The sequence below is a fragment of the Pseudomonas sp. QC2 genome, assembly GCF_002859085.1.
Classification (GTDB): Bacteria; Pseudomonadota; Gammaproteobacteria; order Pseudomonadales; family Pseudomonadaceae; genus Aquipseudomonas; species Aquipseudomonas petroselini.
Genome location: NZ_PKKS01000002.1, coordinates 183,780 through 210,146 on the forward strand (window position 1 = coordinate 183,780; position 26,367 = coordinate 210,146).

Annotated in this window: 21 protein-coding genes; 10 read left to right on the forward strand and 11 right to left on the reverse strand. The window is 60.7% G+C overall.

What is annotated here, in order from left to right:
• Window positions 1-60: 60 nt before the first annotated feature.
• The 4 genes from QCBJ_RS01075 to gpmI form a co-directional block, all read right to left on the reverse strand.
• Window positions 61-849 carry a divergent polysaccharide deacetylase family protein gene (locus tag QCBJ_RS01075; RefSeq protein ID WP_012721750.1) on the reverse strand — a complete coding sequence of 263 codons (789 nt, stop codon included), beginning with the start codon at window positions 847-849 and terminating at the stop codon, window positions 61-63.
• 1 nt (window position 850) lies between these two features.
• Window positions 851-2,167, reverse strand: coding sequence for a S41 family peptidase (locus QCBJ_RS01080; protein WP_012721751.1), 1,317 nt, complete (start codon window positions 2,165-2,167; stop codon window positions 851-853).
• Between the two features lie 30 nt (window positions 2,168-2,197).
• Window positions 2,198-3,493 (reverse strand): murein hydrolase activator EnvC, encoded by a 1,296-nt coding sequence (locus QCBJ_RS01085; RefSeq protein WP_102059959.1) that lies wholly within the window; start codon window positions 3,491-3,493, stop codon window positions 2,198-2,200.
• 197 nt (window positions 3,494-3,690) lie between these two features.
• Window positions 3,691-5,217 (reverse strand): 2,3-bisphosphoglycerate-independent phosphoglycerate mutase, encoded by a 1,527-nt coding sequence (gene gpmI / locus QCBJ_RS01090; protein WP_046034636.1) that lies wholly within the window; start codon window positions 5,215-5,217, stop codon window positions 3,691-3,693.
• 151 nt (window positions 5,218-5,368) lie between these two features.
• Between gpmI and QCBJ_RS01095 the strand changes: the two genes are divergently transcribed.
• The 3 genes from QCBJ_RS01095 to secB are packed head-to-tail and all read left to right on the forward strand — an operon-like array spanning window position 5,369 to window position 6,557.
• The gene (locus QCBJ_RS01095) at window positions 5,369-5,782 is read left to right on the forward strand and encodes a rhodanese-like domain-containing protein (RefSeq protein ID WP_043204648.1); all 414 of its coding nucleotides are present in this window, start codon (window positions 5,369-5,371) and stop codon (window positions 5,780-5,782) included.
• Window position 5,783: 1 nt separating this feature from the next.
• Window positions 5,784-6,038 (forward strand): glutaredoxin 3, encoded by a 255-nt coding sequence (grxC, locus tag QCBJ_RS01100; RefSeq protein WP_010213876.1) that lies wholly within the window; start codon window positions 5,784-5,786, stop codon window positions 6,036-6,038.
• Window positions 6,039-6,077: 39 nt separating this feature from the next.
• A complete protein-coding gene (secB, locus tag QCBJ_RS01105) occupies window positions 6,078-6,557 on the forward strand; it encodes a protein-export chaperone SecB (RefSeq protein ID WP_012721755.1) in 480 nt (159 codons plus the stop codon).
• 118 nt (window positions 6,558-6,675) lie between these two features.
• On the opposite strand, the gene QCBJ_RS01110 is transcribed toward secB, so the two are convergent.
• Window positions 6,676-7,131, reverse strand: coding sequence for a tRNA (cytidine(34)-2'-O)-methyltransferase (locus tag QCBJ_RS01110; RefSeq protein ID WP_003171120.1), 456 nt, complete (start codon window positions 7,129-7,131; stop codon window positions 6,676-6,678).
• On the opposite strand from QCBJ_RS01110, the gene QCBJ_RS01115 reads away from it, so the two are divergent.
• Window positions 7,130-7,570 carry a hypothetical protein gene (locus QCBJ_RS01115; RefSeq protein ID WP_012721757.1) on the forward strand — a complete coding sequence of 147 codons (441 nt, stop codon included), beginning with the start codon at window positions 7,130-7,132 and terminating at the stop codon, window positions 7,568-7,570. The genes QCBJ_RS01110 and QCBJ_RS01115 overlap by 2 nt on opposite strands.
• Before the next feature lie 532 nt (window positions 7,571-8,102).
• Here the strand turns inward: QCBJ_RS01115 and ntrC are convergent.
• From ntrC to QCBJ_RS01140, 4 genes are all read right to left on the reverse strand, one after another.
• A complete protein-coding gene (ntrC, locus tag QCBJ_RS01125; protein ID WP_046034637.1) occupies window positions 8,103-9,539 on the reverse strand; it encodes a nitrogen regulation protein NR(I) in 1,437 nt (478 codons plus the stop codon).
• Entirely contained in the window at window positions 9,536-10,621 is a 1,086-nt protein-coding gene (glnL, locus tag QCBJ_RS01130) for a nitrogen regulation protein NR(II) (protein WP_046034638.1), read from the reverse strand. The genes ntrC and glnL overlap by 4 nt, the downstream gene beginning before the upstream one ends.
• A 295-nt stretch (window positions 10,622-10,916) precedes the next feature.
• On the reverse strand, window positions 10,917-11,342 hold the full coding sequence (locus tag QCBJ_RS01135; protein ID WP_012721759.1) for a cupin domain-containing protein: 426 nt from the start codon (window positions 11,340-11,342) through the stop codon (window positions 10,917-10,919).
• Window positions 11,343-11,419: 77 nt separating this feature from the next.
• Window positions 11,420-11,956, reverse strand: a complete 537-nt coding sequence (locus tag QCBJ_RS01140; RefSeq protein ID WP_046034639.1) for a chorismate mutase — start codon at window positions 11,954-11,956, stop codon at window positions 11,420-11,422.
• Between the two features lie 447 nt (window positions 11,957-12,403).
• Here QCBJ_RS01140 and QCBJ_RS01145 point away from each other — a divergent pair, with 447 nt between their 5' ends.
• Window positions 12,404-12,640, forward strand: coding sequence for a DUF6124 family protein (locus QCBJ_RS01145; RefSeq protein WP_046034640.1), 237 nt, complete (start codon window positions 12,404-12,406; stop codon window positions 12,638-12,640).
• 77 nt (window positions 12,641-12,717) lie between these two features.
• On the opposite strand, the gene glnA is transcribed toward QCBJ_RS01145, so the two are convergent.
• The gene (gene glnA, locus QCBJ_RS01150; RefSeq protein ID WP_012721762.1) at window positions 12,718-14,124 is read right to left on the reverse strand and encodes a type I glutamate--ammonia ligase; all 1,407 of its coding nucleotides are present in this window, start codon (window positions 14,122-14,124) and stop codon (window positions 12,718-12,720) included.
• 334 nt (window positions 14,125-14,458) lie between these two features.
• Here glnA and thiI point away from each other — a divergent pair, with 334 nt between their 5' ends.
• Window positions 14,459-15,913 (forward strand): tRNA uracil 4-sulfurtransferase ThiI, encoded by a 1,455-nt coding sequence (gene thiI / locus QCBJ_RS01160; protein ID WP_102059962.1) that lies wholly within the window; start codon window positions 14,459-14,461, stop codon window positions 15,911-15,913.
• 139 nt (window positions 15,914-16,052) lie between these two features.
• Window positions 16,053-17,873, forward strand: coding sequence for a translational GTPase TypA (gene typA / locus QCBJ_RS01165; RefSeq protein WP_003217997.1), 1,821 nt, complete (start codon window positions 16,053-16,055; stop codon window positions 17,871-17,873).
• Window positions 17,874-18,099: 226 nt separating this feature from the next.
• Here typA and QCBJ_RS01170 read toward each other — a convergent pair whose 3' ends face one another.
• Window positions 18,100-18,534, reverse strand: a complete 435-nt coding sequence (locus tag QCBJ_RS01170) for a YkgJ family cysteine cluster protein (RefSeq protein WP_017529542.1) — start codon at window positions 18,532-18,534, stop codon at window positions 18,100-18,102.
• A gap of 239 nt (window positions 18,535-18,773) precedes the next feature.
• On the opposite strand from QCBJ_RS01170, the gene QCBJ_RS01175 reads away from it, so the two are divergent.
• The 3 genes from QCBJ_RS01175 (at window position 18,774) to QCBJ_RS01185 (ending at window position 26,260) form a co-directional block, all read left to right on the forward strand.
• Entirely contained in the window at window positions 18,774-21,224 is a 2,451-nt protein-coding gene (locus tag QCBJ_RS01175; RefSeq protein WP_046033996.1) for a glycogen/starch/alpha-glucan phosphorylase, read from the forward strand.
• Window positions 21,225-21,383: 159 nt separating this feature from the next.
• The gene (locus QCBJ_RS01180; protein ID WP_102059963.1) at window positions 21,384-24,908 is read left to right on the forward strand and encodes a DUF2339 domain-containing protein; all 3,525 of its coding nucleotides are present in this window, start codon (window positions 21,384-21,386) and stop codon (window positions 24,906-24,908) included.
• Window positions 24,905-26,260, forward strand: a complete 1,356-nt coding sequence (locus tag QCBJ_RS01185; RefSeq protein WP_080943348.1) for a DUF3999 domain-containing protein — start codon at window positions 24,905-24,907, stop codon at window positions 26,258-26,260. The genes QCBJ_RS01180 and QCBJ_RS01185 overlap by 4 nt, the downstream gene beginning before the upstream one ends.
• Window positions 26,261-26,367 lie beyond the last annotated feature (107 nt).

Below are 26,367 nucleotides of genomic sequence, written 5' to 3' on the forward strand. Positions count from 1 at the left end.
CTCGAATTGATGCGGGGCAGGCGTCAACTATCGAGGGGGCAACTGGCAGAGCGGGGGTAGTTATTTAGTCGGCGATGGGCGGTAGGTGCCATTTTTGCCGTGCCCGGCCATGGCCTGGTTGCCGCGTACGCTGATCATCAACTTGATATCAATCCAGTCGACGCCCTGGGCCTTGAGCTTGGGCAACTCGCGCTCCAGCACTGCCAGGGTTTGTGGATAAGGGTGGCCGATCATCACGGCGGAACCTTGTTTGTGTGCCAGCTTGATTGCGGTTTGCAACTGCGTGGTAATCGCCGCCTCGGTGCGCTCGTCATCGAGGAACACATCCCGCGAGACATGCGCCAGGCCGATCTTCTGCGCTTCGGCGGCGGCGACGGTTTGGGCGCTGGTGCGGCTGTCGACAAAGAACTTGTTGCGCCGTTGCAACTCGGCCATCAACCAGGCCATGGCGGCCGGTTGCGCCGTCATGCGGCTGCCCATGTGGTTGTTGATGCCGGCGGTATAGGGCACCGCCTGGAACGCGGCGTCCAGTCGCTTGCCAAGTTCTTCGATAGGCAATTCGGGGTGCCAGGCGAACGGCCCCGTGGCCGGGTCCATGGGCATGTGGAGGATCACGATCTTGCCGGCCTTGTGGGCTTCGCGGGCGAATTCGGCGGCGTGGGGCGTGTCGGGCATGATCGCCGTGGTCACCGGCCCGGGCAGGGCCAGCACGCGACGATCCCGGGGCAGGTTTTGCCCGAGGTCGTCGATGATGAGGGTCAGGTAGGCTTTTTGAGGCTCGCCGGCAGGCGTCGCGTGAGCGACGCCTGCCAGGCTGCACAGCACAGCGATGATCAGGGCAAAACGCATATCAACGGCTGCGGGTGATGCTCAAGCCCTTGAGCAGACTAAGCGCCTGGGCCAGCTGGTAGTCATCGTCCTGCGGCATCGGCTTGGCTTTCTTGCCGCTGCCGGTCGGCTGGTCGGCGCCGCCGTTGCCATTGCCCAGGTGACCTTGCAGGTCAGCTTCCTTGTAGTACTCGCTGTCGATCTCGTTGGTGATCTTGGCCTTGCGCACCTCGATGTCCGGCACGATGCCCTGAGCCTGGATCGAGCGGCCGTTCGGCGTGTAATACAGCGCGGTGGTGATCTTCAGCGCACGCTCGTTGTTCAGCGGCAACACGGTTTGCACCGAGCCTTTGCCGAAGCTGGTGGTGCCCATCAGCACGCCGCGCTTCTGGTCTTGCAGAGCGCCCGCGACGATCTCCGACGCCGAAGCGCTGCCGCCGTTGATCAGCACGGCCAGCGGTACGTTTTCGCTGAGGTCATTGCCGGTCGCCGAGAAGCGCAGCTCGGAGTTGGCGATACGGCCTTTGGTGTACACGATCAGGCCCTTGGTGATGAAGTGGTCGACCACTTCCACCGCCGACTGCAGCACGCCGCCAGGGTTGTTACGCAGGTCGAGCACGATGCCGCTGAGTTTCTTGCCGTTGTCCTTGCGCAGCTTGGCCAGCGCCTTGGCCACTTCGTCGCCGGTCTTGACCTGGAATTGGGTGATGCGGATGTAGCCGTAGCCCGACTCCAGCAGCTGGCTCTTCACGCTCTTGACCACAATGGTCGCGCGGGTCAGCGTCACGTCGAACGGGTTGCCGCCGTCGCGTACCAGGGTCAGGGTGATTTTCTGGCCGATCTTGCCGCGCATCTTGTCGACGGCTTCGGTCATGGTCTGGCCACGGGTCGGCTGGCCATTGATCTTCACGATGAAGTCGCCGGCCTGGATGCCAGCCTTGGACGCCGGGGTGTCATCGATCGGCGAGACGACCTTGATGTTACCGTCTTCGGCGCCGACTTCAATGCCCAGGCCGCCGAATTCACCGCTGGTGCTCTCCTGCAACTCGGCAAAATCTTCCGGGCCCAGGTAAGCGGAGTGCGGATCGAGGTTGCTGAGCATGCCCTTGATGGCATTCTCCAACAGGGTCTTGTCATCTACGGGTTCGACATAAGCGGCCTTGATCCGGTCCATGACCTCGGCAAAGGTGCGCAGCTCGTCCAGCGGCAACGGCGCCTTGGTGGTTGCGGCCGTGGCGGCGGGTGCAGCCGGAGCGGCCTGGTCGGCGAATGCCAGAGGCGCGCCGATCACCAGGGCGATCGTCAAGGCCAGCGAAGTGAGGCGGGACAAATGCAGCATGTCGAACGAACTCCTAATGTAGATGCGACCCTATCCTTGGGATCTGCACCATTGTGCAGGATCGCTCGGGCGACCCTGCTGACGAATAGCGAAGTACAGCGCCGGGGTGTCCTGGCCACCACTGTTACCGACAGTGGAGATGGATTCACCGGCTTTTACAACATCACCTGCCGACTTGAGTAAAGTCTGATTGTGGCCGTAAAGGCTCAAATAGCCATTGCCGTGGTCAAGAATCACCAACAAACCGGCGCCCCGCAGCCAATCGGCAAACACGACACGGCCACCGTGAACAGCGTGGACCTGGCTGCCGGCGGAGGCGCTGATCATCACACCATCCCACTTGGCGCGGGTGTCATCGCCACGGGTTTCCCCAAAGCGTGCCAGTAATCGACCATCAACCGGCCATGGAAGTTTGCCGCGCGCTGAAGCAAAAGGGCCACCGAACGATTCGCCGGCGCTGGAAACCAGCGGGCCAGGGGCTGCATGCGTCGGTTTACGCGGTGCCGGGGCGTCCGAGGTGGCAGCCATCTCGGCCTCACGCTGGCGCTTTTTTTCGGCTTCCTGCTGGGCGATCAGCGCTTTTTGCCGCGCTTCTTCGGCCTCGCGTGCCTGGCGAGCCAGGGTTTCTTCGATGGTCTTGAGCACTTTGGCCAGGTCGGCCTGGTCCTGCTCGCGGGCCTGCAGCTTGGCGTCACGGGCTTTTACGTCGTCATTGAGCTTGGCCAGGGCGACCTGGCGCTCCTTGCGCACCTTGTCCAGCTCGTCGCGCTGGGCAGTGAGGCTGTTTTTCTGGTCTTCCAGCTGCGATTGCTGGTTGGCGATTTCCTGTTCGACGTTGACCAACTGGCGCAAGGTCTCGTTGAAGCTTTTCAACTGCTCCATACGGGCCTTGCTCAGGTAGTCGTAGTAGGTCAGGGTGCGCGCGAATTTTTCCGGGTTCTGCTGGTTGAGCAGCAGCTTGAGGTATTCCTGGCGGCCGTTCTGGTAGGCGGCACGGGCCTGGATAGCGATCAGGCGTTGCTGTTCAACGCGGGCGCTCTGGAGTTTTTTTTTCTCAGCGTCGAGTCGCTCCAGTTCCGACTCGCTCTTCTTTAATTCTTTTTGTAGCTCCTGGACCTGCTTCTCGAGCTTGCCCATCTCGGTTTCCGTACCGCGCAGGTCTTTCTGCACCCCGGACTTTTCTTCCTGGAGCTTGCCGAGCAGTTTTTTCAGCTCGGTAATGTCCTGACGCGTAGCGTCCAACTGTTGTTGGGTTTGTGCGCGCTCATCGGCAAACGCCGGTTGGAGCAGGCAGACAAGAGCGAGGGTAATCAAGGCGCGAAGCATAGAGGCGGGCGACACCAGGGAAAGGGACGGCCTAGTATGCCCGCCAAGCGCGGCAAAAAAAACGCCCAATTCGGGCTGGAAGGCAAGATAGGTGCCGAGCGGCGCTGGAATGGCGAAAAGATATCTACCAAACACAGAAGATCCAATGTGGGAGGGAGCAAGCCCCCTCCCACATTATTTTTCGGTGATGCTGGGAATCAGACCAGGATCGAAGTGCCTGTCATTTCCACCGGCTTCTCCAACCCCATCAGCATCAACATTGTCGGTGCCACATCCGCCAGCACGCCGCCATCACGTACTTTGAAGTCGCGCTTACCGACGTAGATGAACGGTACCGGCTCGGTGGTATGGGCGGTGTGGGCTTGCCCAGTGGATTCGTCGGACATCTGCTCGCAGTTGCCGTGGTCGGCAGTGATCAGTGCTTCACCGCCAACTTTCTCCAGGGCATCGACGATGCGGCCAACGCACAGGTCCAGGCATTCCACGGCCTTGGTCGCGGCTTCCAGGTTGCCGCTGTGGCCGACCATGTCGCCATTGGCGTAGTTGACCACGATCACGTCGTAACGCTGGTTGTCGATGGCGTCGACGATCTTGTCGGTGACTTCCGGCGCACTCATTTCCGGTTGCAGGTCGTAGGTGGCGACCTTTGGCGATGGGATCAGGATGCGTTCTTCGCCTGGGAACGGTTCTTCGCGGCCACCGGAGAAGAAGAACGTCACGTGGGCGTACTTCTCGGTTTCGGCGATGCGCAGTTGGGTCTTGCCGTTTTTCGCCAGGTAGTCGCCCAGCACGTTATCCAAAGTGCCGGCGGCAAAGGCGGCGGGGGCCGGGATGCTGGCGGCGTATTGGGTCAGGCCCACGTATTGGACTTTTGGCTGACGGGCGCGCTCGAATTCCTTGAAACCATCTTCGACAAATACGCGGCTCAGCTCGCGTGCGCGGTCTGCGCGGAAGTTCATGAACACCACGGCGTCGCCGTCTTCGACCTTCACCGGCTCACCGATGGTGGTGGCTTTGACGAACTCGTCGCTTTCGCCACGGGCATAGGCGGCTTCAAGGCCTTCCTGGGCGGTGGCGGCGTGGAAGTCGGCCTGGCCGTCGACGATCAGGTTGTAGGCCTGGGAGACGCGGTCCCAGCGGTTGTCGCGATCCATGGCGAAGTAGCGGCCCACCAGGCTGGCGATACGGCCTTTGCCCAAGGCGGCGAACGTGGCGTCCAGCAGCTCAATGGAGGATTGCGCGCTTTTCGGCGGTGTGTCGCGGCCATCGAGGAAGGCGTGCAGGTAGATCTTGTCGGCGCCGCGCTTGAAGGCCAGTTCGGCCATGGCGACCAGGTGGTCCTGGTGGCTGTGGACGCCGCCATCGGACAGCAGGCCCATGAAGTGCACCGCTTTGCCGGCGGCGACGGCTTTATCGACCGCGGCGCAGATGGTTGGGTTCTCGAAGAACTCGCCGTCGCGGATCGCTTTGGTGACGCGGGTGAAGTCTTGATAGACCACTCGTCCGGCGCCGAGATTCATGTGACCGACTTCCGAGTTGCCCATCTGGCCGTCCGGCAGGCCCACGTCCATGCCCGAGCCGGAGATCAGGCCGTTGGGTACGGTGGCGGTCAAGCGGTCGAGTACGGGCTTCTTGGCCGCGTATACCGCGTTGTCGTGGTGGCTTTCACTGTGTCCGAAGCCATCGAGAATTATCAGGACCAAAGGTTTAGGCGTAGTAGTCATAGATCCTCTCGCGGCGGTAATAAAGGAAGACAATTGAAAAGGGAGTGGCAGTTTAAAGCGAAGTTCCGACCACGTCACCGCTTTACGGGGGTTGGCCCCCCCTGGCGGCTGTGTATACTTACCGCCATTTTAACGCCCTGGAACCTCCTTGATGGTTGATCACCTGATTGCATTTGCCACTGCCCACTATCTGCTCGTGGGTGCCTTCGTCATCCTGCTGGCGCTGCTGATTGCTCATGAAATGAGCCGTGGTGGCCGCAGCCTGAGCACGTCGGAGCTGACCGCGCTGGTCAACAAGGATGAGGCCGTTGTCGTTGATATCCGCCCGGCCAAGGATTTCGCCACCGGCCATATCGTCGGCGCCCTGAATATTCCACAGGACAAGCTGATCGCACGCCTGGCCGAGCTGGAAAAATACAAGGCCAAGACCATCATCCTGGTCGACGCCCAAGGCCAGCACGCCGGCACTCATGCGCGCGAAATGCTCAAGGCCGGTTTCACCGCCGCCAAGCTGTCCGGTGGCATCAGCAGCTGGCGCGGCGATAACCTGCCACTGGTGAAGTGATATGAGCCAGGTTGTCGTGTATTCCAGCGATTGGTGCCCTTACTGCATGCGGGCCAAGGCCTTGCTGGAGAAAAAGGGCGTTGCCTTCGAAGAAATCAAGGTCGATGGCAAACCCCAGGTGCGTGCCGAAATGGCCCAGAAGGCGGGGCGCACGTCCGTGCCGCAGATCTGGATCGGCGCCAAACACATCGGTGGCTGCGACGACCTGTTCGCCCTGGAGCGCGCGGGTAAACTCGATGCGCTGCTGCTCGTCTGACTCCCAACCCCTAAAAGACCCCAAGATCAAGGATCTGAGATGACTGACCAACAGAACACCGAAGCAGCAGAAGCCCAAGGCCCACAATTCTCGTTGCAGCGCATCTACGTGCGTGATCTGTCGTTCGAAGCGCCGAAAAGCCCGGCCATCTTCCGTCAGGAATGGACCCCAAGCGTTGCGCTGGACCTGAACACCCGCCAGAAAGCACTGGAAGGCGACTTCCACGAAGTCGTGCTGACCCTGTCCGTTACCGTGAAGAACGGGGAAGAAGTGGCCTTCATCGCTGAAGTGCAACAGGCCGGTATCTTCCTGATCCAGGGCCTGGACGAAGCATCCATGAGCCACACCTTGGGCGCGTTCTGCCCGAACATCCTGTTCCCGTATGCCCGCGAGACCCTGGACAGCCTGGTCACCCGTGGTTCGTTCCCTGCGCTGATGCTGGCTCCGGTGAACTTCGATGCCCTGTACGCGCAAGAGCTGCAGCGCATGCAACAGGAAGGTTCGTCGACGGTTCAATAAGTCGACGCGGTAAAAATGTGGGAGGGGGCTTGCCCCCGATAGCGGAGTGTCAGTCGCATAGATGTCGACTGGACTCCGTCATCGGGGGCAAGCCCCCTCCCACACTTGTTTTACGGTGTTATTTGAAGCCGAGTTGGCGCCAGCCTTCATAGACGGCGACGGCCACGGTGTTGGACAGGTTTAAGCTGCGGCAACCCTCGCGCATTGGCAAGCGCAGGCGATGGCCGTCGGGCAGGGCATCGAGTACCTCGGCCGGCAGGCCCCGGCTTTCCGGACCGAACAGGAAAGCATCGCCTTCGGCAAAGCTGGCATCATGGAACGGCCGTGAACCCTTGGTGGTGAACGCGAACAGTCGTGGATGCCCCAGGCTCTCCAGGCAGCTGGCGAGGTCGGCGTGGCGCTTGAGGGTGGCGTACTCGTGGTAGTCCAGCCCGGCGCGGCGCAGGCGTTTGTCGTCCATGTCAAAGCCCAGGGGCTCGATCAAATGCAGGTGGCAGCCACTGTTGGCGCACAGCCTGATAACGTTGCCGGTATTCGGCGGAATTTCTGGTTGAAAAAGGATGACGTGAAACATGCACGGCTCCGAAGGCAAAGATGCGCTGCATTCTACCCCCGAAGAGGACCCAAGGCCGAAGCTAATGCCGAGGGTCATGGGTTCGTTGGCGATTGTCGGCCTGATGGTGGGCCTGATGATTGGCCGGCTGACCACGCCGGACCCGGTCGAGCTGCAGCAGGTCGAGACTGTGGCGGACGGCGTGGTGGTGTGGTTCAACAGCGAACCCAAGCTGCACGGCGAGCTGATCGACGGCACGGTGGCGCTGCTATTCGACGCACAGGGCAAGGCGGCCAGTGGGCAACTCAAGTTCAATGAAAAGGACGTGAACTGGCGCGTGCGCAAGACCGATGCGGGCCTGCTGCTGAACCTGGTGGCGGCCCGGCCGTTGCGAGGGGAGTGGAAAGGCGAGAAAGCCGATGGCCGCTGGCGGCTGGAGATCCATCTCCAAGAGCAATAAAAGAGGGAATCCCCGGCCTGCCTGTACCAAGGTCCCCAAAACGGGCTGGGGCTATGGGCGCTGCGCCACATAAGCCCCGGGTGTAAAGAAGGGAGTTCCCGGCCTGCCTGTACCAGGGCTCCCAAAACGGGGTGAAGCCTTGAAGGCTTCGGTGTTAAAGAGGGGATTCTCGGCCTGCCTGTACCAAGGTCCCCGAAACTGGGTAGTACGAGGGTTATTGCAGGGCGCGTGCCAGAGTTGCCAGATTGTGCCAAAAAAATTTTTCAGAAAGCGCAAAGCCCCGGAATACGGGGCTTTGGTGTTTTTGGTGTTCAGTTTTTTTCCAATGAGGCATAGGTTTCAGGTGTCGGATCCATGCCCGATGCCGGTTCATGGTGCATTGAAGCGGTGCACAGTCTTGAACCTTGTGAAGATCCAAATGTGGGAGGGGGCTTGCCCCCGATGGCAGTAGGTCAGTCACAACATCTGTGGCTGATATACCGTCATCGGGGGCAAGCCCCCTCCCACATTGGATCTTCAGTGGATCGGCGATTCAGACTTCATCGCCCTCGTCATCATCCCCACCATCCACCTTCATCCCCAACTCCTTGATCTTGCGCGTCAGGGTATTACGGCCCCAACCCAGCAGCACGGCAGCGTCGCGACGGCGCCCGGCGGTGTGCTTCAGGGCGGTTTCGATCATGATCCGCTCAAACGCAGGCACGGCGCTGTCCAGCAGGTTCGACTGGCCGCGTGCCAGGGCCTGATCGGCCCATTGGCGCAGCGCCTGTTCCCAGTTGGTGACGGGGGCAGAGTCCTGCGGCAGGCTCAACAGCTCCGGCGGCAGGTCGCTGATGTGCACTTCGCGCCCGGACGCCATCACGGTGATCCAGCGACAGGTGTTCTCCAGCTGGCGCACGTTGCCCGGCCACGGCAGGTTCTTGAGGTATTCCTCGGTCTCGCTTTTCAGCAGCTTCGGCTCGACGGCCAGCTCCTGGGCGGCGCGGCTGAGGAAGTGGCGGGCGAGGGTCGGGATGTCTTCGCGACGGTCCGACATGCGCGGAATATGGATGCGGATCACGTTGAGGCGGTGGAACAAGTCCTCACGGAATTTGCCCGCGTGCACCAGGGTTTCCAGGTTCTGGTGAGTTGCCGCGATGATGCGCACATCAACTTTGACCGGCGTGTGCCCGCCCACCCGATAGAACTCGCCATCCGCCAGCACGCGCAACAGGCGGGTCTGGGTATCGGCCGGCATGTCGCCGATTTCATCGAGGAACAGGGTGCCGCCGTCGGCCTGTTCAAAGCGGCCGCGACGCAGATTGGCCGCGCCGGTAAACGCCCCTTTCTCATGGCCGAACAGCTCGGACTCCATCAAGTCCTTCGGGATCGCCGCCATGTTCAGCGCGATAAACGGCGAGGCCGCCCGTGGGCTGTGACGGTGCAGGGCATGGGCCACCAGCTCTTTACCCGTACCCGATTCGCCGTTGATCAGCACGGTGATGTTGGAGTGGCTCAAGCGCCCGATGGCGCGAAACACTTCCTGCATCGCCGGCGCTTCGCCGATGATCTCCGGGGTGCGGGTCAGGGCGGGCGGAGCTTCTTGGTTCTGCTGCTCCTGGGCGTGCTGGTTGGCGCGCTTGACCAGCGCCACCGCCTCGTCCACGTCGAACGGCTTGGGCAGGTATTCAAAGGCGCCGCCCTGATAGGACGCGACAGCGCTGTCCAGGTCCGAGTGCGCGGTCATGATGATCACCGGCAAGCGTGGGTGCTGCTCGCGAATCCGCGCGAGCAGGTCCAGGCCGCTGGCGCCGGGCATGCGGATGTCGGAGATGATCACGTCGGGCTGCTGGCGAGCCAGGCGGCTCATCACCCCGTCCGCGCTGTCGAAGCTCTGGGTGGTCATGCCTTCCTGTTGCAAGGCTTTCTCGAGGACCCAGCGGATAGAACGGTCGTCATCGACGATCCAGACGGTTTCACTACGGCTCATGTCGATGGGGCTCCTTGTTCCAGAGGCAAAAAGATCGAGAAGGTGGTGTGGCCAGGATGGCTCTCACATTCGATCAGACCCTGGTGCTGGCTGATGATGTTCTGGGTAATGGCCAGGCCCAGCCCGGTACCGTCCGGGCGGCCGCTGACCATGGGAAAGAAGATGGTTTCCTGGAGTTCCGCAGGAATACCTGGGCCGTTGTCGATGATCTCGACTTTGGTCACCAGGCGATGGCGCACATGGCCGATGGTGAACTGGCGCAGGGCGCGGGTGCGCAGGCTGATACGGCCCAGGCGCAGCTCGTTCTGGCTGCTGATGGCCTGCATGGCGTTGCGCACGATATTGAGCACCGCCTGGATCATCTGTTCGCGGTCGATCAATACGTCGGGAATGCTCGGGTCGTAGTCGCGCACCAAGGTGATGCAGCCCTGGCTTTCGGCTTCCACGAGGTGACAGACGCGTTCGAGCACTTCGTGCACGTTGGTCATCGCCAGCGATGGCAGCTTGTTGGAGCCGAGCATGCGGTCCACCAGGTTACGCAGGCGGTCGGCCTCTTCGATGATGACGTTGGTGTAGTCCTTGAGGTGTTCCTCTGGCAGCTCGCGGGCCAGCAGTTGTGCCGCACCACGAATGCCGCCCAGGGGGTTCTTGATTTCGTGCGCCAGGCCGCGCACCAGCATCTTGCTGGTTTCCTGCTTGGACAGTTGCGCTTCTTCCTTGGTGATGCGCAGCAGGCGGTCGCGGGGGTGCACTTCCAGCAGCAGCAAGGTCGCACCGTTGCTCAGGATAGGGGTCACGGCGTAGTCGACCGTCAGCGTCTGGCCGGTAAGCGCAGTGAGCATGGCTTCGCGCTTGGTGAACGGGTGTGCTTGCTCCACTGCCTGGCGCAATGAACTCAGGGCTTCGGCCGACTCGGTGAACAATTCACTGATGAACTGCCCATGGCTGCGCTGGCCGCTGATGGCCAGGAGCATCTCTGCCGCCGGGTTCATGTACTCAAGGCGCAAGTCGTCATTGAGCAGGATGGTCGCGGTGGTCAGGTTGTCGAGTAGCAAACGGTGCAGTGCATCGCTGATGGTCATTGGGACCTCTTTTGGAGCAAGGCGCGGGCTTGAGGCACACGCTGATACAAGGAAAATGCAAAAACCAAACCAAGGCTCCGAAAAGAAGCGTGCAAGCCCTGAAATGGGGGATTTAGGCGCGAAACTGTGGCGTTCTGCCAGCTTGCTCGGGAAGTTTCGAACCAAAATGGGCTGACCAGGTGGGAAGGGTGCAGCCTATCGCACCAATATAGTGCGGTTTTATGAAGGTTGTTCAGGAAGTGGCGAGTGGATCGTTTTCGGGGCGCGGTGAAAACGATCCGGAGTGGGGGATGGATCAGTGTTGTTCGGAAAGTGGCATGCCCGGACGGCCCGCGTAAAAGACCAGCAGCTCGACCGGGGTGTTGCCGGTAATACCACGATGTTCAATGCCTACCATCTCGGCCAGGGTTTGCCCTTGCCTCAAGGTGCGCGTCAGTCCGCCCTTACGGGTTTCAACGGTCAGCTCTCCCGAAACGATGTAGGCGGCATTCGGCATTGGGTGAGTGTGCCAGGGCAATTGCGTGTGCGCAGGGATCTTGAGGCGTATGAGCGTCAGTTGCGGCGGACCTGAGGGGTAGGCTTTGTAAGGTGTGCCATCCCATGACGCGCTGCGTTCAAGCAACACCTCTTTTTCGATGTGTACGGCGTTCTTTGGGTGGGTGCCGCAGCCAAGCAACGACAAACCCACCGCTGCTGCAATCAAGCACTTGAGGGTGATCATGGTTCCATCCTGTTCGATAAATGAACAGTCAGGCTATGGCTACCGGCCTCGGTGAAGATGCAGGACGGGTCCTCAAATCAAGTAGGTCCAGTGCACAGTTCGGCCGTGGCGCGGATCATCGCCAGCTGACGCAACGGATCGTTCAGCGGCTCATGCACGGCCTCGGCCAACCATTGTGGGCACTGCGGGTCGGTACGCTGCGGGGTGAAGTCAGCCAATTGCTGCAGCAGGCGTTTCTGCAGCTCGTCCAATTGCGGGCGGATCTGTTTCACCAGGTCGGGGCGTGGATCGTCAGGTGCCTTGCCCTGGAATTGCCAGTCGGAGAGGTGGGTGTACTGCACCAGTTTGTTGGCTTCGATCTGCGCCGAGAAGAACTGCTCGGCAGCGCCAGGTGGCAGCTTGTAGCTCGGTGCCTGGGCGGCGACGCTGGCGATCACCTCTTGTTCGCGCTTTTTATCTTCTACAGGCTTTTTGCTGTCCCATTTGCTCAGTGCGACCTGATCGGCAATCTCCAAGCGTTCGGCGATGCTGTTGAGCAGCGGTTCGAGCGTGGGTGGTGCGGCACTCGCAGTGGCACTGACGAACAGCAGAGCGAACACAAATCGAAACTTCAAGGGTGATCTCCTGTGGGAGGGGCTTGCTCCCGGTGGGGGTGTATCAGTTGGCCTCTATTTGACTGAACCACCGCCATCGGGAGCAAGCCCCCTCCCACATTTAGATTGGGTTTGCAGGTTTTGAGCGGCGTCAGCCAGAGGCTACCTTAACTTGCGTGGTTGCCTACAGGTGCGCCAGAATCCGCCGGCTTGTACGGCTGGCTTGTCGTCTCTAAGGTTGCTCGGTCGCTGCTCATCAGCGATCAGGTTTAGTAGCCTGGATTCGAATTGTAGGTCGTGCATTCTCCATCAATCAGATTTCCCGAATCTGTGCTTGATGGTGGCTGTGCGCAGGGCATTTTCGGATGCGCCGGGCTTCTACATTCACCGGTCTACTAACCTGCGCACAGCCGCCACCCTTTCGTTTAGTAGCGAAGCGAAGGCGGCCTCATTTGAGGAATGTAGAAAATGTTCAAGCCAACCCCAAATCCACCCCCATCAGTCTTCACAATCGCCGACGATATCGACGACGAAGCCCTGATGATCAACAGCTTCGAGACCTTCTCATCGGTCAGCACCTTGTTGCTGGATCTCTCTGAGGATCTGGATGGCAAGCACCGCGATGCAGCGCTGGCCATCCACCAGTTGAGTGCATTGGGCACGTTGATGGTCAGCCGGATGCTCGACCGCCAAGCGGCCATCTGATAATCCCCTGGCAAAAAAAAAGACCTCCCGGGGGAGGTCTTTTTTGTCACGCCGCTCTAAGACGCGGCGCTACCGGATCAGCAGCTGTAGTACAGCTCATATTCCAGTGGGTGTACGAAGGTACGCACCTTGATTTCTTCAGCGCTTTTCAGCTCGATGTAGGCATCGATGAAGTCGTCGCTGAACACGCCGCCTTTGGTCAGGAACGCACGGCCCTTGTCCAGCTCTTCCAGGGCTTCTTTCAGGCTGCCACACACTTGTGGGATCTCTTTGGCCTCTTCAGGCGGCAGGTCATACAAGTTTTTGTCGGCGGCGTCGCCAGGGTGGATCTTGTTCTGGATACCGTCCAGGCCGGCCATGACCAGGGCAGCGAAGGCCAGGTATGGGTTGGCTGCTGGATCCGGGAAGCGGGCTTCGATACGGCGAGCACGAGGGCTGGACACGTAAGGAATACGGATCGACGCGGAACGGTTACGTGCCGAGTAGGCCAGCATTACCGGTGCTTCGAAACCTGGGACCAGACGCTTGTAGGAGTTGGTCGACGGGTTGGTGAAGCCGTTCAGGGCCTTACCGTGCTTGATGATACCGCCGATGAAGTACAGGGCAGTGTCGGACAGGCCGGCATAACCTTCGCCAGCGAAGGTGTTCTTGCCATCTTTGGCGATGGACAGGTGAACGTGCATACCCGAACCGTTATCGCCGTACAGAGGCTTAGGCATGAAGGTAGCGGTACGGCCGTAAGCAACGGCGGTGTTGTGTACGCAGTACTTCAGGGTCTGTACTTCGTCAGCCTTGGCAACCAGGGTGTTGAACTTCACACCGATTTCGTTCTGACCGGCAGTGGCCACTTCGTGGTGGTGCACTTCGATGACCAGGCCCATGTCTTCCATGGCGTTGCACATGGAGGTACGGATTTCGTGGTCGTGGTCGAACGGCGGAACTGGGAAGTAGCCCCCTTTGATACCTGGACGGTGGCCATGGTTGCCGCCTTCCACGTCTTGGTCGGACATCCAGGAGCCTTGTTCGGAGTAGATCTTGAACATGGAGCCGGAGATGTCGGACTTGAACTTAACCTGGTCGAAGATGAAGAATTCTGGCTCTGGGCCCACGAATACGGTGTCACCGATACCGGTGGACTTCAGGTATTCCTCGGCACGCTTGGCGATCGCACGTGGGTCGCGGTCGTAGCCTTGCATGGTCGAAGGCTCGATCACGTCGCAGACGAGGATCAGGGTTGGCTCTTCGGTGAACGGGTCAAGTACGGCAGTGCTGTCGTCCGGCATCAGGATCATGTCGGAGGCTTCGATGCCTTTCCAGCCGGCGATGGAGGAACCGTCGAACATTTTGCCTTCTTCGAAGAAAGCATCATCCAGCGCATCGCGAGCCGGCATGGTCACGTGGTGCTGAGTGCCTTTGGTGTCCGTGAAGCGCAGATCAATCCATTTAACGTCATGATCTTTGATGAGTTGAACCGACTTCGACATAGTGTCCTCCGGGTGGCTTCGGGCTGGGGTAGTGGAGTTAGCCCTTAGAATGTGGGTGATGCCGGCGCGGATAGTCCGCCATGGCAACCTGCCTCACAAGAGAGCAAATTGCATGCCAGTGCGCCAACATGGGTTTTTTGCTCCAAAAACGCCCCTATAACGGTGCATTGCGACAAAAGCGCAAAAAACGCGCACCTCAATGTGGCGCAAAAGCGCGAAAATGCACCTATTTAGTGCGTAGCGCTTACTGTGCATATTAACTGGTTAAACCTTGAGCGATTTCCGCTATAATCCGCGCCCCCCTTTTTCAGCAGGCCCGGCGCGCGCTGTTTCCATGAAATTAATCGTTAAAGTCTTCCCCGAGATCACCATCAAAAGCCGACCGGTACGGACGCGTTTCATCCGTCAGTTGGCCAAGAACATCCGTGCCGTGCTCCGCGATCTGGACCCGGCTGTGGTGGTGAACGGCGTGTGGGACAATCTCGAGCTGGAAACCCGTATCACCGAGCCCAAAGCCTTGAAGGACATGACCGAGCGCCTGAGCTGCATGCCGGGCATCGCGCATTTCCTGCAGGTGGATGAGTACCCGCTGGGCGACTTCGACGACATCACCGAGAAGTGCAAGCAGCACTATGGTCAATCGCTTGAAGGTAAGATTTTTTCGGTGCGCTGCAAGCGTGCCGGCAAGCACACCTTCAGCTCCATGGACGTCGAGAAATACGTCGGCAGCAAGCTGCGTCGCGAGTGCGGCGCCGCCGGAATTTCCCTGAAAGCGCCGCAAATTGAAGTGCGCATGGAAATTCGCGACCAACGGTTGTTTGTGATCCACAGCCAGCACGACAGCATCGGCGGCTACCCGCTGGGCGCCCTGGAACAGACCCTGGTCCTGATGTCCGGCGGTTTCGATTCCACGGTGGCGGCCTACCAGATCATGCGCCGCGGCCTGATGAGCCACTTCTGCTTCTTTAACCTGGGCGGGCGTGCACATGAATTGGGCGTGATGGAAGTCGCGCACTTTATCTGGAAGAAGTACGGCAGCTCCCAACGCGTGCTATTTGTAACCGTGCCCTTCGAGGAAGTGCTGGGCGAAATTCTCGGCAAAGTCGATAACAGTCATATGGGCGTAGTTTTGAAGCGTATGATGTTGCGCGCTGCGTCCCGGATTGCCGACCAGTTGCAGATTGATGCGCTGGTGACTGGTGAAGCGATCTCCCAGGTCTCCAGCCAGACGCTGCCGAACCTGTCGCTGATCGACTGCGTCACCGAAAAGCTGGTGTTGCGCCCGCTGATCGCCAGCCACAAGCAGGACATCATCGACCTGGCAGAAGAAATCGGCACCGCTGACTTTGCCAAGCATATGCCTGAATATTGCGGGGTCATCTCGGTGAACCCCAAGACCCACGCCAAGCGCAACCGCGTGGAGTACGAAGAACAACAGTTTGATATGGCGATTCTGGAGCGTGCGCTCGAGAACGCCAAGCTGGTCCCGATCGATCGCGTTATCGACGAACTGGGCCAGGATGTGCAGATCGAAGAAGTCAGCGAAGCCCTGGCCGGCCAGATCGTCGTCGACATCCGTCACCCGGATGCCGCCGAAGATGAGCCGCTGGAAATCGCCGGCATCGACGTACAAACGCTGCCGTTTTATGCATTGAACGCGCGTTTCAAGGAACTGGATAACAGCCGTCAGTACCTGCTGTATTGCGACAAAGGCGTGATGAGTCGCCTGCATGCCCACCATTTGCTCAGTGAGGGGTATGCCAATGTGCGCGTTTATCGACCGAGCTAAGAGCCCGGGGCTGTTTGCCTGTGGCCTGCGTCACCGGCCCCCCGACTCTGCCGTCAAGCTGTAACGGCAAGGCCTGACTCTACTGTTAATCGCTGCCACGACCTGTCAGCACACCGAATCCTCTGATCGAGATACACAAGTGATCGAAAATCTACGTAACATCGCCATCATTGCTCACGTTGACCATGGTAAAACCACCCTGGTAGACAAACTCCTGCGTCAATCCGGCACCCTGGAGCGCAACGAGCTCAACGACGAGCGCGTGATGGACTCCAACGACCAGGAAAAAGAGCGCGGTATTACCATCCTGGCTAAAAACACCGCGATCAACTGGAACGGCTACCACATCAACATCGTGGATACCCCGGGCCACGCCGACTTCGGCGGCGAAGTAGAACGCGTAATGTCGATGGTTGACTCCGTTCTGCTGCTGGTTGACGCTCAAGACGGCCCTATGCCGCAAACCCGTTTCGTGACCAAGAAGGCTTTCGAAGCCGGCCTGCGTCCGATCGTGTGCATCAACAAGGTTGACCGTCCAGGCGCGCGTCCGGACTGGGTTCTGGACCAGATCTTCGACCTGTTCGACAACCTGGGTGCTACCGAAGAACAGCTGGACTTCAAAGTCGTCTACGCCTCGGCCCTGAACGGCATTGCCGGTCTGGAACACACCGACATGGCTGAAGACATGACCCCGCTGTACCAGTCGATCGTCGACAACGTACCGGCTCCAAAAGTTGACCGTGAAGGCCCGTTCCAGATGCAAATCTCGGCACTGGACTACAACAGCTTCCTGGGTGTTATCGGCGTTGGCCGTATCGCGCGTGGTAGCGTCAAGCCGAACACCCCGGTTGTTGCTATCGGCGCCGACGGCAAGAAACGCAACGGTCGTATCCTGAAGCTGATGGGTCACCACGGTCTGCACCGTATCGACGTTGAAGAAGCGTTCGCCGGCGACATCGTGTGCGTGAGCGGTATGGACTCGCTGTTCATCTCCGACACCCTGTGCCAGCCGGACAACGTCGAGGCGATGAAGCCTCTGACCGTTGACGAGCCAACCGTTTCCATGACCTTCCAGGTAAACGACTCGCCTTTCTGCGGTAAAGAAGGCAAGTTCGTGACGTCCCGTAACATCAAGGAACGTCTGGACAAAGAGCTGCTGTACAACGTTGCTCTGCGCGTTGAAGAAGGCGACTCGGCCGACAAGTTCAAGGTGTCCGGCCGTGGTGAGCTGCACCTCTCGGTACTGATCGAAACCATGCGTCGCGAAGGCTTCGAAATGGGCGTTGGTCGTCCAGAAGTGATCATCCGTCAAGTTGACGGCGTGAAGCAGGAACCGTTCGAAAACGTCACCATCGACACCCCTGAAGAATCCCAGGGCAAGGTCATGGAAGAGATGGGCCTGCGTAAGGGCGACCTGACCAACATGGTGCCGGATGGCAAAGGCCGTGTACGTCTGGAATACAACATCCCTGCTCGCGGTCTGATCGGTTTCCGTAACCAGTTCCTGACCCTGACCAACGGTGCTGGCATCCTGACCTCGATCTTCGATCGCTACGACACCATGAAGTCCGGCGACATGTCCGGCCGTCAGAACGGTGTTCTGGTATCGGTAGAAACCGGTAAGGCGCTGACCTACTCCCTGGAAACCCTCCAGGCGCGTGGCAAGCTGTTCGTTGAACACGGTCAAGAGATCTACAACGGCCAGATCGTTGGTCTGAACAGCCGTGATAACGACATGGGCGTCAACCCAACCAAAGGCAAGAAGCTCGACAACATGCGTGCTTCGGGTAAAGACGAAACCATCGCTCTGGTTCCACCTGTTCGCTTCACCCTGGAACAGGCCCTGGAATTCATCCAGGACGACGAGCTGTGCGAAGTCACGCCTAAGTCGATCCGCCTGCGTAAGAAAATCCTGGACGAAGGCGAGCGTACCCGCGCTGCCAAGAAAGCCAAGAACTGAGTTAACTCAGGCTGAATGAAAAACGCCCCCGGTCGAAAGGCCGGGGGCGTTTTTTTGTGCCTGCAGTTTATGTGCAGAGCGGGCTCTTGTAGTGAGCGGGCTTGCCCCGCGCTGGGTGGCGAAGCCGCCCCAAAACTTGATACCTCGTTCTAACTGGAGAAACGCTGTGCCTGGGTCGGGGCGGCTTCGCCCCCCAGCGCGGGGCAAGCCCGCTCACTACAGGGGATCAGAATTTGTCGAGGGTCTTGAACTTGGTCTCGCGCACCACTTCCTTCGGCTTATACGCACAGTACCCCGGGCGCGGCCCGATTTTCGGGTGGTTGCGGCAGGTATCCGGGCGCTTGTCATAAATAGTGCAGAAGCGCGTCTTACGATCCAGGTACAGGCAGTCGTTGTTGCTCATGCGCTGCAGGGTAAAGATCTCGGATTTGGAATTGAAACGCTCGACGATGCCTTCCTTCTGCAACCGCTTGGCGATGTTCTTCGGCGGGTCGCCGCGCTCGAATTCATCGACGATGCCGATGCGGATCAGGTCCTTGATCTTCACTTCGACCGGCAGCGTGCAGCAGCTGGACACGCAACCACCGCACATATGCGCGGAATATTTCTGCCACGTTTCAAGACGGTCGAGTTCCGCGGCGGCGATCAATTGAGGCTTCATCAGGGTTCCAAAGGTGGGGCTGTATCCGGGCGCGCGATCATACCGGGATTGGTGATTTTTTGAACAATATTTTGCTGTTTTCAGCTCAAAGGTTTGCCGGCGGGCTGAACGGGCACGACCCCTGCATCTAATTCGCGTAAAGGTGAATGAGTTAAAAAACTGCCGAACCAGAGCGTCTACCGTCTGTCAGACCGTCTAGGCTCTAGCAACTCCTTCTATCTCGCCCGAGGTCGCAATTGATGTCTCAGGAACCACTTGCACGAGAAGCAGAGGTAGCCGCATTTCGCGATGCCGTCTTGACCAAACTCACCTACGCGGTGGGCAAGGACCCGGATCACGCCTTCGACCATGACTGGTTCGAAGCCATTGCCCTGGCCGCACGCGACCAGATGGTCGACCACTGGATGGACCATACCCGGCGGATTTACCGCAAAGGCCAGAAGCGGGTGTATTACCTCTCGCTGGAATTCCTTATCGGTCGTTTGCTCTACGACAGCCTGAGCAACCTTGGCGTGCTCGAAATCGCGCGCGAAGCACTGTCCGAGCTGGGCGTCGACCTGGAGCGCATCCGCCTGCTGGAGCCCGACGCGGCGCTCGGCAACGGTGGCCTGGGCCGCTTGGCGGCGTGCTTTATGGAGAGCATGTCGACCTTGGGCATTGCCGGCCACGGTTATGGCATCCGTTATGAACACGGCCTGTTCCGCCAGGCGATTGTCGATGGCTGGCAACAGGAGCAGACCGAACGTTGGCTGGATTTCGGCAACCCGTGGGAATTTGAACGGGCCGAAGTGATTTACCCGATCGGCTTTGGCGGCAGCGTCGAAACGCTGCCGGATGCCGCCGGCAAGCAAATCCAAGTGTGGTCGCCGAGCGAAACCGTACGCGCCGTTGCCTACGACACGCCCGTCGTCGGCTGGCGTGGCGCCAGCGTCAACACCCTGCGCCTGTGGCGTGCTCGGGCGGTGGAAGACTTGCACCTGGAGCGCTTCAACGCCGGTGACCACTTGGGCGCTGTCGCCGAAGTGGCCCGCGCTGAAAGCATCTCCCGAGTGCTGTACCCGGCCGACAGCACCGAAGCGGGGCAGGAGCTGCGCCTGCGCCAGGAATATTTCTTCGTCTCCGCGTCCCTGCAGGACCTGCTGCGCCGCCACAAAAACATGCACGGCTCAGTGCTGAGCCTGGGCGAGCACGCCGCGATCCAACTCAACGACACCCACCCGTCGATCGCCGTGGCTGAGTTGATGCGCCAATTGGTCGACCTGCACGACATTCCATGGGAAGCCGCCTGGGATGTGACGGTCGAAACCTTGTCGTACACCAACCACACCCTCCTGCCTGAAGCGCTGGAAACCTGGCCGGTCGGCCTGATGGAACGCATGCTGCCCCGGCACATGCAGATCATCTACCTGATCAACGCCCAGCATATCGACTCGCTGCGCGCCAAAGGCATCCACGACTTTGATGTGCTGCGCGCCGTGTCGCTGATCGAAGAAGACAATGGCCGTCGCGTGCGCATGGGCAACCTGGCATTCCTCGGTTCCCACAGCGTCAATGGCGTGTCCGGCCTGCACACCCAGCTGATGCGCAGCACGGTGTTTTCCGAGTTGCACAAGCTGTACCCGGACCGTATCAACAACAAAACCAACGGCATCACCTTCCGCCGCTGGCTGTACCAGGCCAACCCGAAGCTCACCCAGATGCTGGTGGAGGCATTGGGCCCGGACATTCTCGACAACATGGAAACCCGCCTGGGCGAATTGGAAACCTTCGCCGAGAAGCAGACTTTCCGCAAAGCCTTCGCCGACCAACGCTTGCACAGCAAGCGCGCGCTGGCCGACATCATTCACGAGCGCCTGGGGATTGCGATCAACCCGGCGGCGATGTTCGATGTGCAGGTCAAGCGTATCCATGAATACAAACGCCAACTGCTGAACCTGTTGCACACCGTGGCGCTGTACCAGGCCATTCGTGCCGAACCTGGCACCGATTGGGTGCCGCGCGTGAAGATCTTCGCGGGCAAGGCAGCGGCGAGTTATCACCAAGCCAAGTTGATCATCAAGCTGACCAACGACATCGCCCGCACCGTCAATAACGACCCGACGGTGCGCGGGTTGCTGAAGGTGGTGTTCCTGCCTAACTACAACGTCAGCCTGGCGGAAAGCATCATCCCAGCGGCGGATTTGTCGGAGCAGATTTCCACGGCCGGCTTTGAAGCCTCGGGCACCAGTAACATGAAGTTCGGCCTCAACGGCGCGCTGACCATCGGCACCATGGACGGCGCCAACGTGGAGATGCACGAGCGCGTGGGCGCCGATCACATGTTTATCTTCGGTCTCAGCGCGCAGCAGGTGGAAGCCCGCAAGCATGCCGGTGAATTCAACGCCGGGCCGGACATCGCCGCGTCCCATCGTCTCAACGATGTGCTGCAAGCGATCCGCGGCGGGGTGTTCTCGCCGGATGACCCGGGCCGCTATGTGGGCTTGATCGACGGGTTGATCGACTACGATCGCTTCCTGGTGTGTGCCGACTTCGATTCCTATTGGGATGCCCAGGCGCGGGTCGAAGCGCATTGGCATGACTCCAAGGCGTGGTGGCGTTCGGCGGTACTCAATACCGCGCGTATGGGCTGGTTCTCTTCGGACCGGACGATCCGCGAGTACGCTACTGAGATCTGGAAAGCGCTCGACTAAACACGGCTGATCCCAAGGTGTGGGAGGGGGCTTGCCCCCGATAGCAGAGTGTCAGTTTGCAGATATGTCGACTGGTGCACCGCTATCGGGGGCAAGCCCCCTCCCACATTGGGCCCGCGTCGATATACTGAGCGCCGGTTTGCCTAGGGAATATCGACCATGCAATGGATTTTCATGCTGATTGGCCTGGTGCTCGGCTGGACGCTCGATGAGTCGTTCAGTGATGCGGGCATCGGTGCGCTGCTGGGGTTGGGCATTGGCCAGGCGATTCGCCTGGCGAAGCTGTCGGCCCAGGCGGACCAGCAGGCTCGTCAGTTGGAAACCACGCAGAAATCCCTGATAGCCCTGGGTGAGCGCCTGCGCCAACTGGAAGTGCCCACGCCCACGCCTGCGAGCACTGCGTTTGTTGAACCCTCTATTGCGCAACCAACACCTGTCGCTAAGACGCCCGAGCTGGTGTGGGAACTGCCTGCCGAGCTGACGCCCGTCGCGGTGGTCGCCGAGCCGAGCCAACCGCTGCCGGACGATGTCTGGACGCCCGCCCCGACCCCGCGCCTGCAAGAGCCCGCCATTCCCCGTGGCCCCAACCTGATCGAGCGTGCCATCAGTGGCGCGCGCAACTGGCTGTTTGGCGGCAATACCGTGTTGCGGGTCGGCGTGGTGCTGTTGTTCCTCGGCCTGGCCTTCCTGCTGCGCTATGCCACCGAGGGCATGGTAGTGCCGATCGAGGTGCGCTACGCCGGCGTCGCCGCCGCTGCATTGGGCCTGCTCGGCCTGGGCTGGTGGCTGCGCCTGCGTAACAGCCATTACGGCTTGATGCTGCAAGGCACCGGTATCGCCGTGCTGTACCTCACGGTGTTTGCCGCGATGCGTTTGCACCCGCTGATTGATCCGAGCGCGGCGCTTGGGCTGCTGGTGGCGGTAACGGTGTTTTCGGCGATCCTGGCGATTACCCAGGATGCACTCGGGCTCGCGTGCGCAGCGGCGCTCGGCGGTTTTGCCGCACCGATCCTCACGTCGACCGGCGCCGGTAACCATGTCGCATTGTTCAGTTACTTCGCCCTGCTCAACGCCGGCATTCTTGCCATCGCCTGGTTCAAGGCTTGGCGGCTGCTCAACCTCATCGGTTTTGTCGGCACCTTTGGTATTGGCTTCGCCTGGGGCATGCGTTCCTACACACCGGAACTGCTGTGGAGTACCGAGCCGTTCCTGATCCTGTTTTTCCTGATGTACCTGGCCATCGGCCTGTTGTTCGCCCGGCGCAAATTGCTCGAGCTGCGCGACGCGCCTGAGGATGACAGCCGTGGCGCGCTGCTGCGCTGGTCGGCGGCCAAAGGTGATTATGTCGACGGCAGCATGCTGTTCGGCCCGCCGCTCGTGGGCTTCGGCCTGCAGTTCGCCCTGGTGCAGCACCTGGAATTTGCCGCAGCGTTCAGCGCCTTGGGCCTGGGCATCCTCTACATGGGCCTGGCCCGACTGCTGAGCGGCGGGCGTGCCTTGCTGCTGGCGGAAACTTGCCTGGCCTTGGGCGTAATCTTTGCCAGCCTGGCGATCCCCCTGGGCCTCGACGCACGTTGGACGGCGGCGGCCTGGGCGGTGGAAGGTGCCGGCATCTTCTGGCTCGGCTTGCGCCAGCAGCGGCCATTGGCGCGGGCCTTTGGCGTGTTGCTGCAAGTGGGCTCGGCGCTGGCGTTCCTCAGTGAACTGCGCGTCGGTGAACAGGCGTTGCTCGACGGCGCTCCGCTGGGGGCGTTGCTGTTGGGCGCGGCGCTGTTGTACAGCTTTGATCAGCTGCGTAAGGCTTCGCCCGAGCAGGCGGCGGATTGGGAGCGCAAAGGTCTGCCCGTGCTGGCGAGCCTTGGCTTGAGCTTTTTGTACCTGATCGCGCCCTTGCTGTTGCAGACCCAAGGCACCGCCATCAGTTGGGCCATCGCTGGGCTGGTGACGCTGGTCATCGGTCTGCGCATCGGCTCGCGTACCTTCCTGTTCACCGCGTTTGCCGCGCAATTGTTGGGCGGCGCGTTGTTCCTGCTGCGATTGCAAGGTGGTGACGGGGTCGCTGTGTTCAATGCGGGCTGGAGTGGTTTGTTGACCGCTTCACTGATCGGCCTGGCCTTGATCGGCGGCATGCTGCTGGCGGCACGCGATGACAGGGTGCGCGGCGATGTCCGACTGCTGCGCGGGTTGTCGGTGGTGCTGCTGGCGGGTCTTGTACTGATCAATCTTGCCGTGTTGTTCGTGCTGCCATGGGAAAGCGCCAGCGGCGTGTGGGCGGCCAGCGGTTTGTTGATTATCTGGCTGAGCCTTTACCTGCAACAACGCGTCAGCTTTGTGTTCGGCTTGCTGCTGCAACTGATCGGCGGCGGGTCTTTCCTGCTGGCGGTACCCGAATTGCTCGGGCCATTGACCCACGAGGGTTTGCGCCCGCTGGCCCACAGCGGTTTCTGGACGCCGATGGTGCTGGGCCTGGCCGCACTGGTCGGCGCCTGGCGCTTGCAGCGTGAACCGCATGCGCCGGTGTTTGCCGTGTTGAAACTGCAACGCCTGTCCGACCTGCTGTTGGTGTGGGGCGCGGCGTGGTGGACGTTGGCGCTGGTCAGCGAAGTGTTGCGCTTTATTCCACAGGAATTGCAGGGCGCGTTCCTGCTGGGCGGCGCGGCGATCAGCGTGGCGATCTGGATGCTGCTGGCATCGCGTTTGAACTGGGCGTCGCTGGGCACATTGTGCACGTTGCTGATGCCGGCGGTGGGCGTGGTGTTGCTGGTGTGCGCGCATACCTATTACCACCCGGCGGCGCAGTACGGCTGGCTGGCATGGCCGGCGGTGTTTGCGGTGCATTTCATCTCGCTGCGGCGTTTGGCGGCGATCGCTCCCGCCAAGGCGCTGAGCGTGGCCCACGTGCTGGGCTGCTGGATGCTGATCGGCCTGTTGGCGCTGGAGTTGCGCTACGGTCTGCTGAGGCTGTCGGCCGAATACAACGCCTGGCGCTGGCTGGGGTGGGCGATTCTGCCAAGCCTGTATCTCGTGCTGGCTGCTGCGCCGCGCAATTGGCCATGGCCGGTGGCGGCGTATCCAAAGGAGTATCGAGTGTTGGCGGCCTTGCCATTGGCGGTGCTGATGCTCGGCTGGTTCTGGCTGGCGAACAGCTTCAGCGACGGCACGGCCAAGCCGCTGCCCTTTGTGCCGCTGATCAACCCGCTGGACCTGGGCCTGTTGTTCGCGCTGCTGGGTGTGTACCTGTGGTCCCGCAGTGTGGCGCCACAGCGCGGGCCGCGCGCCGAGCTGATCGCCCAGGGTGTCGCGGGCGTCTCGCTGTTTGCTTTCTTTACCGCGCTGGTGATGCGCACCGCCCATCATTGGGGCGGCGTGCCGTTTCACTTGGACGCGTTGCTTGAGTCCATGCTGGTACAGGCAGGCCTGTCGATCGTCTGGACCTTGATCGCCCTCGGCCTGATGATCGGCGGCCACCTGCGCCATCGTCGTGACGTGTGGCTGATCGGCGCGGCGCTGATTGCGGTGGTGGTGGCCAAGCTGTTCTTTGTCGAACTGAGCAACCGCGGCGGCCTGGCGCGGATCGTGTCGTTTATCGGTGTGGGCGGGTTGTTGCTGGTGGTAGGTTACTTTGCACCACTGCCGCCCAAGCGTGCCGAACCTGCGTTGGAAACTGAAGGAGCATCCTCTTGATCGGTAAGTTGAGCGTGGTCGTGGTCGGCTTGTGTACGGCCTTGTCAGTGTGGGCGCAGGAAACGCCTGCCGACTTCACCACCCAGGTGCCACTGAGCATCAGCGGCAGTGGGCCCTGGTATCGCCTGGAACTGCCGCTGGCCGTGCAATTGAATGCGCGCCAGGCTGATCTCAGCGATGTGCGGGTATTTAACGCTGCCGGCGAGCCGCAAGCCTATGCGTTATCGCGTCAGTCCTCGCAGCGCACCGAAAGCCGCAACGTCACCGACGTTAAGTGGTTTCCGCTGTACGCCGCCGACACCCAGCAAGCCTTGCCCGACGTGGTGATGAAGGCCACCACCGCAGGCACCCTGGTTGAAATCAAGCCGTCCACCGCGACGAAACCCGGCAAGCAAGTGTTGCGTGGCTGGGTGCTGGACGCCAGTGCAATCAAGGCGCCGCTGCAGCAACTGAGCCTGGACTGGAGCCGCGAGCAGGAGGGCTTCCAGCGTTTCAGCATTGAAGCCAGTGATGACTTGCAGCACTGGGACGCCTGGGGCGATGGACAGGTGGCGCGCTTGTCGTTCGCCGACGAACGGGTCGAGCAGCATGACGTGAGCCTGCCTGGGCAACCGGCGCGTTACTTGCGGCTGGTCTGGCAAGGCCAGGCGGCACCGTTGCTGACCTCGGCCAAGCTGGTGAGCGCGACCAGTAGCAGCTTGCCGCTGCCATGGGTCTGGTCGCAGCCGTTGACAGGCATGCGGCTCAAGGCCGGTGAATACAGTTGGCAGTTGCCCATGGGGCTGAGTATCGAGCGGCTGCGCATCGAGTTGAAGCAACCCAACACGTTGGCGCCCGTGACGTTGGCGGGGCGCAGGGACAGCAAACAGGCGTGGCAGCCGCTGAGCAACGGTTTGCTGTATCGCCTGACCCAGAATGGCAAAGACGTGGTGCAGGATGAACTGCAGCTGCCGGGCCAACCGGTTGCCGAGCTGAAATTGCAGGTGGATGAACGCGGCGGTGGCCTGGGCGTTGAAGCCCCGGCGCTGCGTTTTGCGGTGCGCGCCACGCAGTTGGTGTTCCTGGCTCGGGGTGAGCCGCCGTTTACGCTGGCGCTGGGGAGCGCGTCGGCCAAGGCGGCGAACCTTCCGCTTTCCACCCTGATCCCGGACTACAACGCCGAGCGTCTCAAGACAGTGGGGCAGGCCAAGGTTGTCGGTGAAGTGGTGGTCACGTCACCTGCCACCGCCGCTGCTGTCGAGGCCGGGACGGACTGGAAAAAGCTCGGCCTCTGGGCCGTGCTGCTGCTCGGCGTGGCGGCACTGGGCGCCATGGCCTACAGTTTGCTGCGCAAGCCGCCGGTGGCACGTTAAATAAAGTCCATGAACTCTATTGGGTTTAAATCCTCTGATAGGAGGAAATACGCCCCGACTCGCGCTAAACTGCGCGGGTTTTTAGCCCCCCCATTCTCCGGAGCCTT